The sequence below is a fragment of the Pantoea sp. SGAir0215 genome (assembly GCF_043543215.1).
This window is the reverse complement of sequence record NZ_CP028031.1, coordinates 4,055,234-4,070,867: the sequence shown is the minus strand read 5'-3', so window position 1 is coordinate 4,070,867 and position 15,634 is coordinate 4,055,234. Positions and strand designations below refer to the sequence as shown.

Annotated in this window: 16 protein-coding genes; 5 read left to right on the top strand and 11 right to left on the bottom strand. The window is 55.8% G+C overall.

What is annotated here, in order from left to right; all coding sequences use genetic code 11:
* Window positions 1-3: 3 nt before the first annotated feature.
* The 3 genes from C1N64_RS19015 to C1N64_RS19005 form a co-directional block, all read right to left on the bottom strand.
* Complete coding sequence (locus C1N64_RS19015) at window positions 4-603, bottom strand: inorganic diphosphatase (RefSeq protein ID WP_394515101.1); 600 nt, start codon at window positions 601-603, stop codon at window positions 4-6.
* Window positions 604-762: 159 nt separating this feature from the next.
* A complete protein-coding gene (gene queD / locus C1N64_RS19010) occupies window positions 763-1,122 on the bottom strand; it encodes a 6-carboxytetrahydropterin synthase QueD (RefSeq protein ID WP_394515100.1) in 360 nt (119 codons plus the stop codon).
* A gap of 133 nt (window positions 1,123-1,255) precedes the next feature.
* Window positions 1,256-2,083, bottom strand: coding sequence for an arylamine N-acetyltransferase family protein (locus tag C1N64_RS19005; protein ID WP_058702184.1), 828 nt, complete (start codon window positions 2,081-2,083; stop codon window positions 1,256-1,258).
* A 278-nt stretch (window positions 2,084-2,361) separates the two neighbouring features.
* On the opposite strand from C1N64_RS19005, the gene cysJ reads away from it, so the two are divergent.
* Genes cysJ through C1N64_RS18990 form a run of 3 tightly spaced genes read left to right on the top strand, consistent with a single transcriptional unit; the run spans window position 2,362 to window position 6,613 of the window.
* Window positions 2,362-4,164 carry an NADPH-dependent assimilatory sulfite reductase flavoprotein subunit gene (cysJ, locus tag C1N64_RS19000; protein ID WP_058702183.1) on the top strand — a complete coding sequence of 601 codons (1,803 nt, stop codon included), beginning with the start codon at window positions 2,362-2,364 and terminating at the stop codon, window positions 4,162-4,164.
* Complete coding sequence (gene cysI, locus C1N64_RS18995; protein ID WP_394515099.1) at window positions 4,164-5,885, top strand: assimilatory sulfite reductase (NADPH) hemoprotein subunit; 1,722 nt, start codon at window positions 4,164-4,166, stop codon at window positions 5,883-5,885. Before cysJ ends, cysI begins: the two co-directional genes overlap by 1 nt.
* Complete coding sequence (locus tag C1N64_RS18990; RefSeq protein ID WP_006120753.1) at window positions 5,882-6,613, top strand: phosphoadenylyl-sulfate reductase; 732 nt, start codon at window positions 5,882-5,884, stop codon at window positions 6,611-6,613. Before cysI ends, C1N64_RS18990 begins: the two co-directional genes overlap by 4 nt.
* Window positions 6,614-6,704: 91 nt before the next feature.
* Here C1N64_RS18990 and C1N64_RS18985 read toward each other — a convergent pair whose 3' ends face one another.
* From C1N64_RS18985 to C1N64_RS18960, 6 genes are all read right to left on the bottom strand, one after another.
* Window positions 6,705-7,976 carry an alanine racemase gene (locus tag C1N64_RS18985; protein WP_058702181.1) on the bottom strand — a complete coding sequence of 424 codons (1,272 nt, stop codon included), beginning with the start codon at window positions 7,974-7,976 and terminating at the stop codon, window positions 6,705-6,707.
* A gap of 9 nt (window positions 7,977-7,985) precedes the next feature.
* Window positions 7,986-8,723, bottom strand: a complete 738-nt coding sequence (locus tag C1N64_RS18980) for an amino acid ABC transporter ATP-binding protein (protein ID WP_033739676.1) — start codon at window positions 8,721-8,723, stop codon at window positions 7,986-7,988.
* Window positions 8,723-9,364, bottom strand: coding sequence for an amino acid ABC transporter permease (locus C1N64_RS18975; RefSeq protein WP_006120747.1), 642 nt, complete (start codon window positions 9,362-9,364; stop codon window positions 8,723-8,725). The genes C1N64_RS18980 and C1N64_RS18975 overlap by 1 nt, the downstream gene beginning before the upstream one ends.
* On the bottom strand, window positions 9,361-10,098 hold the full coding sequence (locus tag C1N64_RS18970) for an amino acid ABC transporter permease (protein WP_054633235.1): 738 nt from the start codon (window positions 10,096-10,098) through the stop codon (window positions 9,361-9,363). The genes C1N64_RS18975 and C1N64_RS18970 overlap by 4 nt, the downstream gene beginning before the upstream one ends.
* A 48-nt stretch (window positions 10,099-10,146) precedes the next feature.
* The gene (locus tag C1N64_RS18965; protein WP_394515098.1) at window positions 10,147-10,989 is read right to left on the bottom strand and encodes an ABC transporter substrate-binding protein; all 843 of its coding nucleotides are present in this window, start codon (window positions 10,987-10,989) and stop codon (window positions 10,147-10,149) included.
* Window positions 10,990-11,111: 122 nt separating this feature from the next.
* A complete protein-coding gene (locus C1N64_RS18960; protein WP_033739549.1) occupies window positions 11,112-11,504 on the bottom strand; it encodes a RidA family protein in 393 nt (130 codons plus the stop codon).
* 362 nt (window positions 11,505-11,866) lie between these two features.
* Between C1N64_RS18960 and C1N64_RS18955 the strand changes: the two genes are divergently transcribed.
* Entirely contained in the window at window positions 11,867-12,619 is a 753-nt protein-coding gene (locus C1N64_RS18955) for an IclR family transcriptional regulator (protein ID WP_033739547.1), read from the top strand.
* Window positions 12,620-12,662: 43 nt separating this feature from the next.
* Here C1N64_RS18955 and C1N64_RS18950 read toward each other — a convergent pair whose 3' ends face one another.
* Entirely contained in the window at window positions 12,663-12,947 is a 285-nt protein-coding gene (locus C1N64_RS18950; RefSeq protein ID WP_033739545.1) for a YciI family protein, read from the bottom strand.
* Window positions 12,948-12,956: 9 nt separating this feature from the next.
* Complete coding sequence (locus C1N64_RS18945) at window positions 12,957-13,967, bottom strand: aminopeptidase (RefSeq protein WP_006120741.1); 1,011 nt, start codon at window positions 13,965-13,967, stop codon at window positions 12,957-12,959.
* A gap of 251 nt (window positions 13,968-14,218) precedes the next feature.
* Here C1N64_RS18945 and cysG point away from each other — a divergent pair, with 251 nt between their 5' ends.
* On the top strand, window positions 14,219-15,634 hold the full coding sequence (cysG, locus tag C1N64_RS18940; protein ID WP_033739542.1) for a siroheme synthase CysG: 1,416 nt from the start codon (window positions 14,219-14,221) through the stop codon (window positions 15,632-15,634).

Genomic DNA, 15,634 nt, shown 5'->3' with positions numbered 1-15,634 from the left:
CATTTACTGTTTCGCTTTCCAGGTTTCATAAGCCTGCTTAATCTCCGCTTTTGCGGCGTTCGCGTCTTCAAACCCTTTCAGCTCAACCTTCTTACGGCCCTCGGGCAGTTCCTTGTAAACGCGAAAAAAAGCCTCCAGCCGCTGCTGCTCTATTTTGGGCAAATCGGCTACCGTCTGAATCGCATCATAGGTTGGATCGACATGACTGGCGGGCACGGCGACAATTTTGTCATCCACTTCGCCGCCGTCGATCATTTTCAGTACGCCAATCGGGCGCAGTTTAATGAGTGTCCCGGGGGCGAGTGGGGCGCGCGTATAGAAGATCACATCCAGCGGATCGTTATCACCGCCCAGTGATTGCGTCAGCGAACCGTAGTTAGCCGGATACGCAACCGGCATGGACTGAAAACGGTCGGCAACGATGAAACCGGTTTTCGCATCGGTTTCATATTTAATGATGCCGCCTGCCGGAATTTCCGTGACGGCATAGAAGGCATCCGGCAGCGTTTCGGGTTGCGGGAAGTTAAGGATGTTTTCCGCCTGGACGGCGGCAGAGGCAGTGATAAAAACGGACAAGGCCAGAAAAGGCTTTCTCAGGTTCATTGTTGATTCTCTTGATCTTTAATGAAGGAGAGAACAGCCTGGTCGGTAAAGATGACAGCGGGATGACAGCCGACGGAACGTTACAATGCACATGTCAGCAACCCTGCCGACTGATCAACCCTGTGCCCGATCAGCCGCCCGTTGGCGAAGGGCGGCCGGTTAACCGCGGTAGGTACAGCCTGCGGTGCAGGTTTCTTTGATCATGACCGCGCTCAGCAACGGCAGGCGAGCCTTCATATGATCCCAAATCCATTTGGCCAGCACTTCGCTGGTCGGATTCTCCAGTCCCGGAATGTCATTGAGGTAATAATGATCAAGCCGGTCATAAAGGGGTTTAAAGGCCGCTTTCAGTTCGGCAAAATCCATCACCCAGCCGGTATGCGCATCCACTTCGCCGGTGATTTCCAGACGCACCAGGAAGGAGTGACCGTGCAAACGACCGCATTTGTGTCCGGCCGGTACATTAGGTAAATGGTGTGCGGCTTCGAACTGGAACTCTTTAAATAACGTGGTAGACATAATCGCTCTCAGGCATTAAAAACGGGCCGAATTCTACCTGAAAAGCAGCTTTTTCGCACCCGTTAAGCGCAGTTTGCTCAGCCAATCGCCAGAATGGTTAAGCGCATCAGGGCGTTAACCCGGCATAAAGCCGTTAACCGTTGTGCGACACGTCGGCGGGAAGACGCGCCACGATTTCTTCGGCGATACCGAAATGTTCAATTAACAACTGATGTTGTTGTGATTGTGACAGCGGCGTGAAGCTTTCGCTTCCGTCCTGGGCTCTTACTACCTGCTCACCTTTAACGATGCCGGTGAGTGTTTCATGACCTGCCCGACGAATCAGCAGTGCACCGTCAAAGCGACTGGTGTTGCGGCTTTTTTGATGGCGCGCCTGAAAGTCAGCGAAGGGGATATTAAGCGCCAGGAGCTGACAATCCAGCCTTGCCCGACCTAACGGCTTCCAGTTAATCAACCAACTGTCGCCCTGCTGATGAACCTGCGTGCCCCAGACGGGATGCGCATACTCTGCTACCTCAAGCGGCAGCGGATGGCCATGAAGCATCGTAGCATCCACCACCAGAGGACGATCGTCGAGGGTGACCAACAGCAGACCATGACCGGGAGAATCGACGGGGGACGGACGCGAGGACAGCATCCTGGATACACCGAGTTGCGCACGAAATCCCAGTTGCATGAGCAGCGCAAAGAGTGCGCCATGACCGGCCCAGCAGGTGCCGCCAGTGCCGAATTGTAGCCAGTGCGTGAAAAAATCGTCGGCCGTAGTGCCGGGCAACGGTTGGGAAGGAGGATCGTTCGCGAGAATGCGCCGGCGGATATTGTCGAAGGGCACCTTCTGGCACCAGGCGCGGTAAAGCGCCTGAAGTCCGGCCGCATCTGGGGCAGGGGAGTGATCCAGGCCCAGTTTATCCAGGATTCGCTCTGTCAGCGCAGGCGATAATGCAGTTACTGTCTCAGGCACCCGATCCTCTCGTATCGTCGCTTTGGCAATTCGTTATGCCACGTATTCAGGGCAATCACCCGCCATTAATCAGAGCGGGAAGGATGATTACCTGAGTCTGTTGATGACTGTCTGGATTACCACTTTTAACGATTAATTGTATCTGAAAAACCATTTAGTCATTTTGGTTATTTGATATGTCGAAGGCGTCTTTAATCGTTAATATAGCTGGCTGTACCCTTCTCTCTCTCTTCCGCCACTATTCGGTCCGGATTTCTGCTACTGGAATTTTTATCGCGATGACGACTCAGGCACCAGGTTCACTGCTTCCGCTCTCTCCGGAGCAACTTGCCCGTTTAGAGGCAGCAACGACAGATTTTTCCACCACTCAAATGGCGTGGCTCTCCGGCTACTTCTGGGGCAAAGTCAATCATGCGCCTGGTCAGGCGGTGGCCAGCGCTCCGGCACAGCCTGAAGCGCCCGCGATTACGCTGCTTTCCGCCTCGCAAACCGGCAACGCCCGTCGGGTGGCTGAACAGCTCCGCGATGACCTGCAGGCCGCAAAGCTGACCGTGAATCTGGTGAACGCCGGCGACTACAAATTTAAACAAATCGGCCAGGAAAAGCTGCTGATTGTGGTGACCTCCACGCAAGGGGAAGGCGAGCCGCCGGAAGAAGCCGTTGCGCTGCATAAATTCCTGATGTCGAAAAAAGCGCCCAAAATGGACGGTGCGGCTTTTGCCGTACTGGGTCTGGGCGACACTTCCTATGAATTCTTCAGCAAGGCGGGCAAAGATTTCGATACACGGCTGGCTGAGCTGGGGGCGGAACGCCTGCTGGATCGGGTTGATGCCGATGTTGACTATGCTGAGCAGGCCAGCGCCTGGCGCCTGGCGCTCACCGACATTCTGAAAGCACGGGTCCCGACGGCCTCGCCCGCACAGGCGGCGGCAACCGTGGCGGGCAGCGTCAATGAAGTGTCCACCAGCCCCTATTCCAAAACGCAGCCCCTCAGCGCGAGTTTATCGGTCAATCAGAAAATCACCGGCCGCGATTCGGATAAAGACGTCCGCCATATCGAAATTGATTTGGGCGATTCCGGTTTGCGCTACCAGCCCGGCGATGCGCTGGGCGTCTGGTATGAAAACGATGCCGCGTTGGTCAGCGAACTGCTGGAGCTGGTGTGGTTAAAAGGCGATGAGCCGGTTGACGTACAGGGCCAGACGCTGCCGCTGGCAGAGGCGCTGCAGAAACATTTCGAGTTAACGGTCAACACCGCGCAAATTGTTGCGCAGTACGCCACTTTGTCCCGCAACGACGAACTGCTGTCGCTGGTGGATGACAAAGCTAAACTTCAACAGTACGCGCAACGTTATCCGATTGTCGATATGGTTCGCCTGGCGCCTGCGCAACTGACGGCTGAGCAGCTGACCGGCCTGCTGCGTCCCTTAACCCCGCGCTTGTATTCGATTGCCTCTTCGCAGGCGGAGACCGATACCGAAGTGCATATCACCGTGGGTGCGGTACGTTTTGATATCGAAGGACGGCAGCGCGGCGGCGGCGCATCAACCTGGCTGGCAGACCGTGTTGAAGAAGACGGCGAAGTCCGGGTGTTTATCGAACATAATGATAACTTCCGCCTGCCGGAGAATCCCGATGCACCTGTGATCATGATTGGTCCGGGCACCGGAATCGCCCCGTTCCGCGCCTTTATGCAACAGCGTGATAACGATGGGGCCAGCGGGAAAAACTGGCTGTTCTTTGGCAATCCGCACTTTACGGATGACTTTCTGTATCAGGTGGAATGGCAGAAATATGTTAAAGACGGCCTGTTAACGCACATCGATCTGGCCTGGTCGCGCGATCAGGCAGAGAAAATATACGTACAAGATAAAATCCGCGCGAAGGGTGCGGAAGTCTGGCGCTGGATTCAGGATGGCGCGCACCTGTATGTCTGCGGCGATGCAAATCGCATGGCAAGAGACGTTGAGCAGGCGTTACTGGATGTGGTGGTCGAGCACGGTGCTATGGATCGTGAAACGGCTGACGAATTTTTAAGTGAGCTGCGCATTGAGCGCCGCTATCAGCGAGACGTTTACTAATGACTGAAAAATACCCTGGACCGCTGGTGGTTGAAGGCAAACTGACAGATGCAGAGCGGTTAAAAAAAGAGAGCAATTATCTGCGTGGAACCATTCTTGACGATCTTGAGGATGGACTGACCGGTGGTTTCAGCGGCGACAACTTCCTGCTGATCCGTTTTCACGGCATGTACCAGCAGGATGATCGCGATATTCGCGCAGAACGCGCCGAGCAAAAGCTGGAACCGCGCCATGCCATGATGCTGCGCTGCCGCCTGCCGGGTGGGATTATTACGCCGACCCAGTGGCTGGCGATCGATAAGTTTGCCACCGAGAAAACGCTTTACGGCAGCATTCGTCTGACGAACCGTCAGACGTTCCAGTTTCACGGCATCCTGAAAAAGAACGTCAAACCTACGCATCAGATGCTGCATGAAGTGGGGCTGGATGCGCTGGCGACGGCGAATGACGTTAACCGTAACGTCCTGTGTACCTCCAACCCGGTGGAATCCGCGTTGCATCAGGAAGCCTACGAATGGGCGAAAAAGCTGTCAGAACATCTGCTGCCGCAAACCCGCGCCTATGCTGAGATCTGGTGGGATCAGGAGAAAGTCGCCACAACCGACGAAGAGCCGATCCTGGGGGAAACCTACCTGCCGCGTAAGTTTAAAACCACGGTGGTGATCCCGCCGCACAATGATGTCGATCTGCACGCTAACGATCTGAACTTTATTGCCATTGCGGAAAACGGCAAGCTGGTCGGCTTTAACCTGCTGGTGGGCGGCGGTTTGTCCATTGAGCACGGTAACAAAGCGACCTATGCCCGTACCGCCAGCGAATTCGGCTATTTCCCGGTAGAGAAGATTCTGGACGTCGCCGCGGCGGTGGTTACCACGCAGCGCGAATGGGGCAACCGTACCGATCGTAAAAACGCCAAAACCAAATACACGCTGGAGCGCGTGGGCGTTGACACCTTTAAGGCCGAAGTTGAGAAGCGCGCCGGTGTGACGTTTGAGCCGACGCGCCCTTACGAATTCACTACACGCGGCGATCGTTTCGGCTGGATCAAAGGGATCGACAACAAATGGCATCTGACGCTGTTCATTGAAAACGGCCGTCTGCTGGATTATCCGGGACGTCCGTTAAAAAGCGGCATCGCCGAAATCGCCAAAATCCATCAGGGCGATTTCCGCCTGACCGCCAACCAGAATCTGATCGTGGCGGGCGTGCCAGAAAGCCAGAAAGCGCAGATTGAGGCGATTGCCCGTGAACATGGACTGATGGAAAATGTGACGCCGCAGCGAGAAAACTCAATGGCCTGCGTGGCGTTTCCGACCTGTCCACTGGCTATGGCGGAGGCTGAGCGTTTCCTGCCGTCTTTCGTCACCCGGGTTGAAGCGATCATGCACAATCACGGCGTCGGTGAAGAGCACATCGTGCTACGCGTTACCGGTTGTCCGAACGGCTGTGGCCGTGCGATGCTGGCAGAAGTGGGCCTGGTCGGGAAAGCGCCAGGGCGTTACAACCTGCACATTGGGGGTAACCGTATCGGCACGCGCATCCCACGTATGTACCGTGAAAACATTACCGAACCTGAAATTCTCGCCACAATTGATGAGCTGGTAGGGCGCTGGGCGAAAGAGCGCGAGGCCGCAGAAGGCTTTGGCGACTTCGTGATCCGTGCGGGCATCGTTGCACCGGTGCTGGACCCTGCGCGCGACTTCTGGCAGGAGGCAAAATGAGTATCGATCTTGCAGCACTGAATGCGATGTCGAAGGTCCAGCGCGCGATGGCGCTGGCCGCGACGAACGCCCAACTGGAAAAAGCCTCTGCGGAAGAACGCGTAAGCTGGGCACTGGAAAACCTGCCGGGTGCTTATGTGCTCTCGTCCAGCTTTGGTATTCAGGCTGCCGTATCGCTACATCTGGTCACGCGTGTGCAACCCGATATTCCGGTTATCCTCACGGATACGGGCTATCTGTTTCCGGAAACGTATCGCTTTATAGATGAGCTGGCCGACCAGCTCAATCTCAACCTGAAGGTGTTCCGCGCCGAAACGTCGCCTGCCTGGCAGGAAGCGCGTTATGGCAAGCTGTGGGAACAAGGGGTTGAAGGCATTGAGCAGTACAACCAAATCAACAAAGTTGAGCCGATGAACCGGGCACTGGAAACGCTGGGCGCTCAGACCTGGTTTGCGGGCCTGCGTCGCGATCAGTCAGGCAGTCGTGCCAGTCTGCCGGTGCTGGGCGTTCAGCGCGGTGTGTTTAAAGTGCTGCCGATTATTGACTGGGATAACCGCCAGGTTCATCAGTATCTGCAAACCCATAATCTGAAATACCATCCGTTGTGGGACGAAGGCTACCTGTCGGTGGGAGATACGCACACCACGCGTAAGTGGGAGCCGGGCATGGCGGAAGAAGAAACACGTTTCTTTGGCCTGAAACGCGAGTGCGGCTTGCACGAAGGCTGATGAAGACAGCATAACAAAACGGGCGATTCATCCGAATCGCCCGTTTTGTTATGGGCCGGGTCGCGGCCTCAGCGGTGGAGATTCTCTGCGGTCAGAACGCGGTTTCTACGCTGTCCACGACGCGGTAGTCGTCATCGACCAGCGGAAGATAGCGCCACTTATCAAAAGCGGTACAGGGATGAGAAATACCGCATCCTACCCAGTCGCCCGGCTGAAGGGATTCATCCGCAGGCAGGCGCAGATAGGCATGCTGATCGTTAACCTCGCTGATCGACAGATGCGTGCCGGATCGCGGTGCGCTGCCGTCAGCGGCACGCATCCACAGCGGGACAGGTAAATCCTGATCGAAAGGGACATCGCGTCGGCCAAAGTCCAGCAGCGCCAGTCCCGGTTCCGGACGGGACAGTACGCGTCCCCAGATTTCCAGCGCGGCTTCAAAATGGTGGCCTGAGCCCGGCTGCGCAAAGGGGGCGATACGGGAATAGAGACCGCTGTCGTGTGCCATATACGCACCCGAGCGAATTAAAGGCTGAACCGGTAGCGGCAGCGTGGCCTGGGTAAAGCACGCTGTCACCACATCAAACCAGGCACCCCCACCGGCGCTCAGCAGAATGGTCTCACTCTGAAACAGCTGGCGTTCAGCCAGCAGAGTGGCGGTAGATAACATGACGTTGCAGTAGTGCTGAATTAACGCCACGCCCGCTGCATCACGCGCGGCACCCAGCGCCCCTTCATAGCCCGCGACACCGACAAGCTGCAGGTGGCGACTCTGGGCGATGCGTTCAGCTATCCTCAGCACTTCCTCCTCGGTTCGGCATCCTGTTCTGCCGCCGGGAATCGATACTTCAATCAACACGGCAATGGCCGTATCGCCCAGGTTCTCTTCCAGCAGCGTGATGCCCGCCAGTGAATCCACATAACAGAGAAAGCCGTGGTCAGGATGCTGGCGCTGCCATTCACCGATCCAGCGAATACCGGCAGGATCGACTAACTCGTTTGCCAGAAAGACATTGCGGATACCAAAGTGTCGCAGGGCACGGACCTGAGCGGGCGTGGCGGCGCTGATGCCCCATGCACCGCCCTGACTGACTGCTCGCCGTAAGATGGTCGGTGCCATCGACGTTTTACCGTGCGCCGCCAGCATGACACCTTTTTCACGACAGAATGCCGCGAGTTGCTGCAGGTTATTCTCCAGTGCGGCCTGTTTCATGACCATCACCGGCGAAAACACCGCTGCGCTGCGCAGGACGTCGGTGCCGATCTCAAGCGGGGCCGCGCCGGTACCGGCAACGGATTTAAAACGGGGCGATGGCTGCGCGGCATCCAGCGTGGCATCCGCGTTTAGCGGAAGACGTAAAGACATAGCGGCTCCTTAATGCTCAAGAACGCGTGACAGAAACTGTTGCGTGCGTGGATTCTGGGGATGCCCGAAAATGGCGTCTGGTGTGCCCTGTTCGGCAATCACGCCCTGATCCATAAACACCACCCGGTCAGCGGTTTTGCGGGCAAAGCCCATCTCATGCGTCACCACAACCATGGTCATCCCTTCACGCGCCAGCCCGCGCATGACTTCCATGACTTCGCCGACTAATTCGGGATCGAGTGCGGAGGTCGCTTCGTCGAAAAACATGATTTTGGGCTGTACCGCCAGCGCGCGTGCGATAGCCACACGTTGCTGTTGTCCGCCCGAAAGCTGAGAAGGATAGTGGCCGGCGCGGTCAGCCAGCCCGACGCGTTCCAGCGCGGCCATGCCGCGCGCGTTTGCCTCTGCGACGGAGAGTTTCTGAGCTTTAATCAAGGCCAGCGTGACGTTGCCCAGTGCCGTTTTGTGGGGAAACAGATTGAACTGCTGAAACACCATGCCGACGTGCCCACAGATATCACGACTCCGTTTTTGATCGTGCAGCGGTATGCCGTTAACCCAAATTTCGCCGCCGTCGGCTTTTTCCAGACCGCTCATAATGCGCAGTACCGTACTTTTACCCGAACCGGACGCTCCGATCAGCACCAGAACCTCGCCCGGCGAGACATCCAGACTGATTTCTTTCAGAACCTGAGTCGCGCCGAATGACTTCGTGATCCGGCTCAGGGTAATGGCTGCATTTTTCATCATAACGGGTTCCTGGTTTGCTGGTGTTGCACCCAGCGAGAAAGCGGGTAACAAAGCGCGAAGTAGAGCAGGGCGACCAGACCATAAATCAGCACCGGCTGCCCGATACGATCAACGATGGCCTGGCCCTGATGCATCAGTTCAGACATGCCGATCATGCTGACAATCGAGGTATCTTTGATGAGCGACAGATACTGGCCGACAAGCGGGGGCAAGACGATCCCACGGGTTTGCGGCAGGATAACGCTGGTGAAGGTCTGTCGTCTGGACAGGCCGAGGATCCAGGAAACCTCCCACTGGCCTTTCGGGACCGCCTCAATGCCACCACGAAAGATCTCGGCAATGTATGCGCCCTGATAAATGCTCAGCCCTAAAATGCCTGCGGCAAACAGGTTGATGTCATAGCCAAAATACGCCACGCCAAAGTAGATAAACATCAGCGTGATCAAAACCGGTGTGCCGCGAAACAGCTCGGTATAGATCACCGCAATCTGCCGGGCGACAGGCAGACGGCTGGTCCGCAAGACGGCGGCCAGAAGGCCAAGCAAGGTACTGCCGACAATGGCGGCAACCGACAGCAACAACGTAATTATCAGACCGCGCCACAACAATGGCAGGCTGCTGAGAATCAGTTCGCTCATTGGACCGGCTCCTGTTTAGCGGAAGGTGACAGCATTTTTCTGGCCTGTGACCAGAGCGGCCTTTTTACGGCGACGACCAGCGGTGGCATGAACAGCCGACGTCCCGCAACCGTCCCTAACCACGAGAACAGGTTGCTGAGAAACAGGTAGACCAGCGCGACAACGCTAAAGGTCTGGATATAGAGCAGCGTCCGGGCGTTAATCACGGTGGCTGTGCCCGTCAGTTCCGGTAGCGCAATCGCTGACAGCAGTGAGGTGCCCAGCAACAGCTGAATCAGGTTATTCACGATAGCGGGCCAGACCGCGCGCGCTGCCTGGGGCATGATCACATTGATAAACATCTGGCGGCGGCTGATGCCCAAAATCCAGGCGGCTTCCAGCTGACCTTTAGGAACCGACTGAATCCCGGCCCGGAAAATCTCGGCCAGATAGGCTCCGACGTTAATGCCCAACGCCAGCACACCCGCCGTAAACGCACTCATGGTGATGCCCAGCGAAGGCAGCCCAAAGAACACGATGAATATTTGCAACAGCACGGGCGTGTTACGGATAAATTCAACATAGCCGTGGCTCAGCCAGCGAACAGGCGCAAAGCGGGCGGCTTTTGCCACGGCAGCCAGCAATCCCAGCGCCAGCGCCAGCATAAACGCCAGCAGCGTCACCTGAAGTGTCAGCCAGGTCGCGGCGAGAAAGGTGTCGGCATACTGCCAGAGTGTCAGCCATTGATAGCGCATAGGAAGCCTCCTTAACAGGACGCAGGACATCACCTGCGTCCTCTCTGGTCAGAACTGCGGATTCAGCGGATAGCGAGGTTTACTGCCAAACCATTTCTGGTAGAGCTGGGCATTCTCACCGGATGCATTAATTTCAAACAGGAACTCGTTGAGGTAGTTCGTCCAGATCTGATCGCCCTGTTTAACACCAAACGCGTTATATTCCAGCGGGACCAGCGCTTCGTTTGTCACTTCCAGCGTCGGATCGAGCTTGGCCTGGTAGGCGAGGAAGTTGTTATCCTCAATCATCGCATCGGCTTGTCCCTGTTTCACCGCCAGGATAGCGGCCTGAGAAGAGTCATATTCCTGAATCTTCACGTCGATCCCCATGCTGCGTACTTCGTCGCCGTTGGTCGAGCCTTTCACGGTCGCAATGGTTTTGCCCGCCATGTCGTGGGCCGATTTGATCCCGCTCGCTTTACGCACCAGCATGGCTTCACTGGCCACCACGTAGGGCTGAGTAAAGCCAATCTCTTTCGCGCGCGTCAGGTTACGGGTGAAATTACAGAACACGACATCCACTTTGTTGGTTTGCAGATTGGGAATACGGTTAGCGCTGGTGGTATTCACCATTTCCAGTTTGACGCCCATCTCTTTTGACAGCGCTTTCGCCAGGTCGACATCGTAACCATCCGGATTACCCGCTTTATCGTAAAAACCGAACGGTGCAAAACTCAGGCAATCGCCCACCCGCAATGTGCCGCGCTGAAGAACGGTTTGTAGCGTGGATGGCGGTGCTGAACCTGCTGTTTCGTTTTTATTTTCAGTTGGTGTACAACCGGTCAGCGCCGCGACGGTGAGCAGAGCGGGAAGGAGCCGGACGAATACATTTTGCTGGAAAGTGGTATTCATATTTCTTCTCTCAAATAAAAGAGGGATATCACCAACATTATTAAATAATGTGGCGGGATATTTTTAATTATGGCTTTTCTGTTGGATGCGTTTATTTTTACCAAGCGAATAAACCGCAGCTATTATTTTCGTCCGGCATTAAAACACGTCATATCGACTTCGACTTTGCAATCCACAACCAGGTCCTGCACGCTGCAGATTCGGGCGGGCGGATGGTCATGAAAGAGTTCACTAAACACTTTATTAAATGAACTAAAGTACCGGGCATCCGTCAGGACCGCCGTCACATGCACCACGTCCTTAATCTGATAACCCGCTTCCCGCATGATGGTCAGGCAGTTTTCAAAGGCCAGCCGAGTTTGCTCAATGATGCCGCCCTCTACGACTTCACCGCCAGTCATCGGTGTTTGTCCGGAGATATAAAGCCAGCCATCGGCTTCGACCGCACGTGCAAAAGGCAGTTTTTGTCCTCCGGTTCCGACGCCGCCTTCCGTACCGTAACGCTTGATAGTCATACTTATGCCCTTAAAATCGTCACTTCGCTTTGTCTGGTATACCGGAATTCAATCTGCAATACCGGATAGGTCGAGATTTGCACAATGTTAATTATTTTGCAATAGCGAGTAACGGGATTATTTTTTAGCATTAACGTATGGCTCACGAATATTTTTTATCAATGATTAGTTTTTTAAATTAAAAGTGATCGATGTCTCTTTTTTTAATTCAGCGTGCGCGTTTTTGGTGCCCCAATAATTAGCATCAGGAGGAAAAAGAAAAGGATGGTTATTGTGCGCGTACTCAGGTAAAACCGTGTTGGCTGTGTATGATGGCGGCCTGAACCGATTTAACGTGGCGATGCCGGTAGGAGAAAAGTGGTATGCAGGAAGATAAACCCGCCAGAGCGCGCGGCGTGGACCGCGTAATTGATATTTTCCGTCAGCTGCATATTGCCCGCCAGCCGATGGCGATGCGCGAACTGATTGAAGCGACCGGTGCGCCGCGTTCCAGCGTTTATGAACTGGTTAATCTGCTGAGTGAGGCAGGGCTGGTTGAACTGGATGCAGAAGGCAGCGTGTATTTTGGCCGCGAAATGCACTATTACGGTGCGGACTACATGGCGCACAATCCTCTGATTCGCCGCGCGCATCAATTAATGATCGAGATGGTTGCTGAGCATGGCGAAACCGTGCAGCTGTGCATGCTGGAAGGCAATAAATATACGGTGGTGCTGTCAGAGAGCAATGCGCATCCTTTCAAAATCACCTCAGACATCGGCGTTAAAATTCCGATTCCCTGGACCGCAACGGGCCGTCTGCTGTTGAGTAACTGGAGTGATGAGGCGATTCTGGCCCTGATCCCTGAGGAGGATTACCGGCTGGCCAATGGTAACGTCTTAGATAAGCAGGCTTTTCTGACCGATATTCATCGGGCGGGCCATCAGGGCTATTCGATGACGGAAGGGCTGTCTGAAAGTTTTACCTGTTGTATGGCCGCCCCGATTCGCGCCCGAAACGATCTGGCCGTGGCCGCGATTTGTTTTATGGTCAGTCGGGATACGCCCGAGGAGCGACGTCAGATGCTGTTAAAAACGCTTATTAACGCGGGGCAAAAGCTGTCTGACTTTACCTGAACCGACAGAAGAGCCTGCTTCTTCTGTCGGTCACACTGACGTGCTAATAACCTTTGAGGACCGCGACTTCATCGGCTGCGCGCGTGATGTTGACGTTAGTGACCTCGTAATGGGCCACCGCAACAAAAGGATCGTCCGCCAGAATGTGATCTAACCGGGCGCGCGGCATTGCTTTGACCATAATCATGCCGCCGGTACGCGGATCCTTTCGGCCCGCAGCGATAAAGTCGCCGCTGTTAAAATGCTGATCCAGCCACGTAATGTGCGGAGCCAGCAGGGCCTCGACGTCCTCAATCGGGCGGAAATAGTTCAGGTAAACGATGTACATCGTAGCGCCTCACACTTTGGGGTTGGTTAGTTCACTCAGTAACGGCAGCAGGACTTTCACACTGTCATGGGTGCGCAGACTGATACGACCGGGCAGCCAGTGATCCAGGAAATCCAGATTGTCGCGGTCGGTCTGATGCCAGGTGGTACCGTCAGGGAAATGCCGGGAACGGCGGCGCTGTTGGTCGCCGTCTTTGCTGCCTGCGTTCCAGTTTCTGGCGGTGACATCCAGTAAGGGAAAACCTGCCGCATCGAAAGGATTGACACCGTGAAAGTCATTTTTCGTGAGCTGACGACTGGCGGCGGAAATGCCAAAACGACGCGCCAGCAGCAGGGCGCGTTCGCTGGTCTGTTTGCGTACGGCACGCGGCGTGTTCATACCGCTGTTGAAATAGAGGTGGTCGCCCGTAATCAAACTGTTGAGATCGATTACCAGCAGCGTATTCTTCTTCTCTTTCTCGCTCATGCGCGCCACATAATCGTCCATGCCATGCAGATGGGATTCGCTGGCGCTGAGCGCCACAAAGCGCACCCCGTAATGAAGCGGCTTATGGCTTAACTGCTTAGCCAGTTCCAGCATCACGCCTAATCCGGAAGCATTATCATCCACGCCTTGCAAACGCAGGCCACCCAGGCCGCGCGCCTGCTCATTGTCGCTGAGTGGAATCCAGGTATCCAGGCTGGCAATCACCAGAATTTCCTGTGGGGCGCTGCCTTCCCGTGCGGCGATCACCGAGGTCGCGGTAAGCTTGCGCCAGCGCGATGTGCCATCACGTTCCTGCCATGTGTAACCCGTATTGAACTGTCGGGTATTGGTTTCAAACCCCAGGGCCGTAAACTGATGTTGCAGGTATTCCGCCGCCATCAACTCGGCCGGGCTGCCGCTCATGCGACCGGGAAAGTACGTTGAGATATGACGGACCTGCTGTTCGGCGAAGTGTCCTGTGAGGTCGGTCAGGGCCTGAGCGCTGAAGATCACGCTGCCACCAAGCAGTGCGGCCAGGCGGAGAAAGGCAAGCATGTCGGGTTCCTTGTGGCTTATTCCTAAAAAGGAGGGGCATTTTTTGTGGCCTAGTATGAAACTGTGATGCTCATTACACAATTTGAATCGTCCTGAAAGGCCTGTAGGATCATCCGCTAAGCACATTTTGTTCTGAGCTTTTCTTTAGCGTTATTCCATTCGGTAACATCTCATTCCAATTCGTAATTTCATCTCAATTCACCAGGGAACGTATAGTCGCGATAACGCATCGTAACAACACCAGGGTTAACGTGGATTATTTGCCTCTTTTTGCCGATCTCGCGGGTCGACCTGTACTGGTCGTGGGCGGGGGAGATATCGCGGCGCGCAAGATTGAATTGCTGCGTCGGGCGGGGGCGCGCATTCAGATTGCCTCACGCGAGCTGTGCCCGGAGTTACAAACCTTACTGGATGAACAGCAGCTTGAATGGCTGGCGACGGCTTTTGAGCCTGCACAGCTAGACAAGGTGTTTCTGGTCATTGCCGCGACCGACGATAACGCGCTGAATGCGCAGGTTTATGACGAGGCCAATGCCCGCCATAAACTGGTCAATGTCGTCGACGATCAGCCGAAATGCAGTTTTATTTTCCCCTCCATCGTAGACCGCTCACCGCTGGTGGTGGCGATCTCCTCCAGCGGGACGGCACCGGTCCTTGCCCGCATGTTACGTGAAAAGCTGGAAACGTTGCTGCCGTCTCATCTGGGCCAGATGGCCGAGCTGGCGGGGCAGTGGCGTGACAAAGTCAAAGCCCGCTTCAGTCGCATGTCCGATCGCCGCCGCTACTGGGAACGGATCTTTAACGGCCGCTTTGCCAGTCAGATGGCAACAGGCGATGTTGAGGCCGCCAAAGCGACGCTGGACAGCGAACTGGGCGATCAGCCGCCCCGGCAGGGCGAGATTATCCTTGTCGGTGCCGGGCCGGGCGACAGCGGTCTGCTGACGCTGCGCGGGCTGCAGGTGATGCAACTTGCCGATGTGGTGCTCTATGACCATCTGGTCAGTGAAGAGGTGCTGGATCTGGTTCGACGCGATGCCGACCGTATCTGCGTGGGCAAGCGTGCCAGCGCGCATCTGTTACCGCAGGACGAAATCAACCAACTGATGGTGCAGCTGGCGCAGAAAGGCAAGCGCGTGGTGCGGTTGAAAGGCGGCGATCCGTTTATCTTCGGCCGCGGCGGCGAAGAGTTACAGGCCGCCCAGCAGGCGGGCATTCCGTTCCAGGTCGTGCCTGGCGTTACCGCTGCCGCTGGCGCAACCGCCTACGCCGGTATCCCGCTGACGCACCGTGATTACGCGCAGAGCGTTCTGTTTATTACCGGTCACTGTCGGCCGGATAGTGATGACATTGACTGGCCGTCCCTGGCGCGCGCGCGACAAACGCTGGCGATTTATATGGGTGCGATGAAGGCCGCCGAAATCAGTCGACAGCTTATTCTCCATGGACGCGCGGCGTCGACGCCGGTGGCGGTAATTGGCCGCGGCACCCGGTCCGACCAACAGGTTCTGACCGGCACGCTTGAACATCTTGAAACGCTGGCAGCGTCAGCGCCTTCCCCGGCCCTGCTGGTGATTGGGGAAGTGGTTAATTTACACGGGCAACTTGCCTGGTTTCAGCATTCGGCACAGCAGGGGGCTCGTGAGTCCGCCGTTGTCAATCTGGCTTGA

Bases quoted from the DNA above. Each gene is read 5' to 3' on its own strand.
- C1N64_RS19015 (WP_394515101.1), bottom strand. From the start codon at position 603: ATGAACCTGAGAAAGCCTTTTCTGGCCTTGTCCGTTTTTATCACTGCC.
- queD (WP_394515100.1), bottom strand. From the start codon at position 1,122: ATGTCTACCACGTTATTTAAAGAGTTCCAGTTCGAAGCCGCACACCAT.
- cysJ (WP_058702183.1), top strand. From the start codon at position 2,362: ATGACGACTCAGGCACCAGGTTCACTGCTTCCGCTCTCTCCGGAGCAA.
- cysI (WP_394515099.1), top strand. From the start codon at position 4,164: ATGACTGAAAAATACCCTGGACCGCTGGTGGTTGAAGGCAAACTGACA.
- C1N64_RS18990 (WP_006120753.1), top strand. From the start codon at position 5,882: ATGAGTATCGATCTTGCAGCACTGAATGCGATGTCGAAGGTCCAGCGC.
- C1N64_RS18985 (WP_058702181.1), bottom strand. From the start codon at position 7,976: ATGTCTTTACGTCTTCCGCTAAACGCGGATGCCACGCTGGATGCCGCG.
- C1N64_RS18980 (WP_033739676.1), bottom strand. From the start codon at position 8,723: ATGAAAAATGCAGCCATTACCCTGAGCCGGATCACGAAGTCATTCGGC.
- C1N64_RS18975 (WP_006120747.1), bottom strand. From the start codon at position 9,364: ATGAGCGAACTGATTCTCAGCAGCCTGCCATTGTTGTGGCGCGGTCTG.
- C1N64_RS18970 (WP_054633235.1), bottom strand. From the start codon at position 10,098: ATGCGCTATCAATGGCTGACACTCTGGCAGTATGCCGACACCTTTCTC.
- C1N64_RS18965 (WP_394515098.1), bottom strand. From the start codon at position 10,989: ATGAATACCACTTTCCAGCAAAATGTATTCGTCCGGCTCCTTCCCGCT.
- C1N64_RS18960 (WP_033739549.1), bottom strand. From the start codon at position 11,504: ATGACTATCAAGCGTTACGGTACGGAAGGCGGCGTCGGAACCGGAGGA.
- C1N64_RS18955 (WP_033739547.1), top strand. From the start codon at position 11,867: ATGCAGGAAGATAAACCCGCCAGAGCGCGCGGCGTGGACCGCGTAATT.
- C1N64_RS18950 (WP_033739545.1), bottom strand. From the start codon at position 12,947: ATGTACATCGTTTACCTGAACTATTTCCGCCCGATTGAGGACGTCGAG.
- C1N64_RS18945 (WP_006120741.1), bottom strand. From the start codon at position 13,967: ATGCTTGCCTTTCTCCGCCTGGCCGCACTGCTTGGTGGCAGCGTGATC.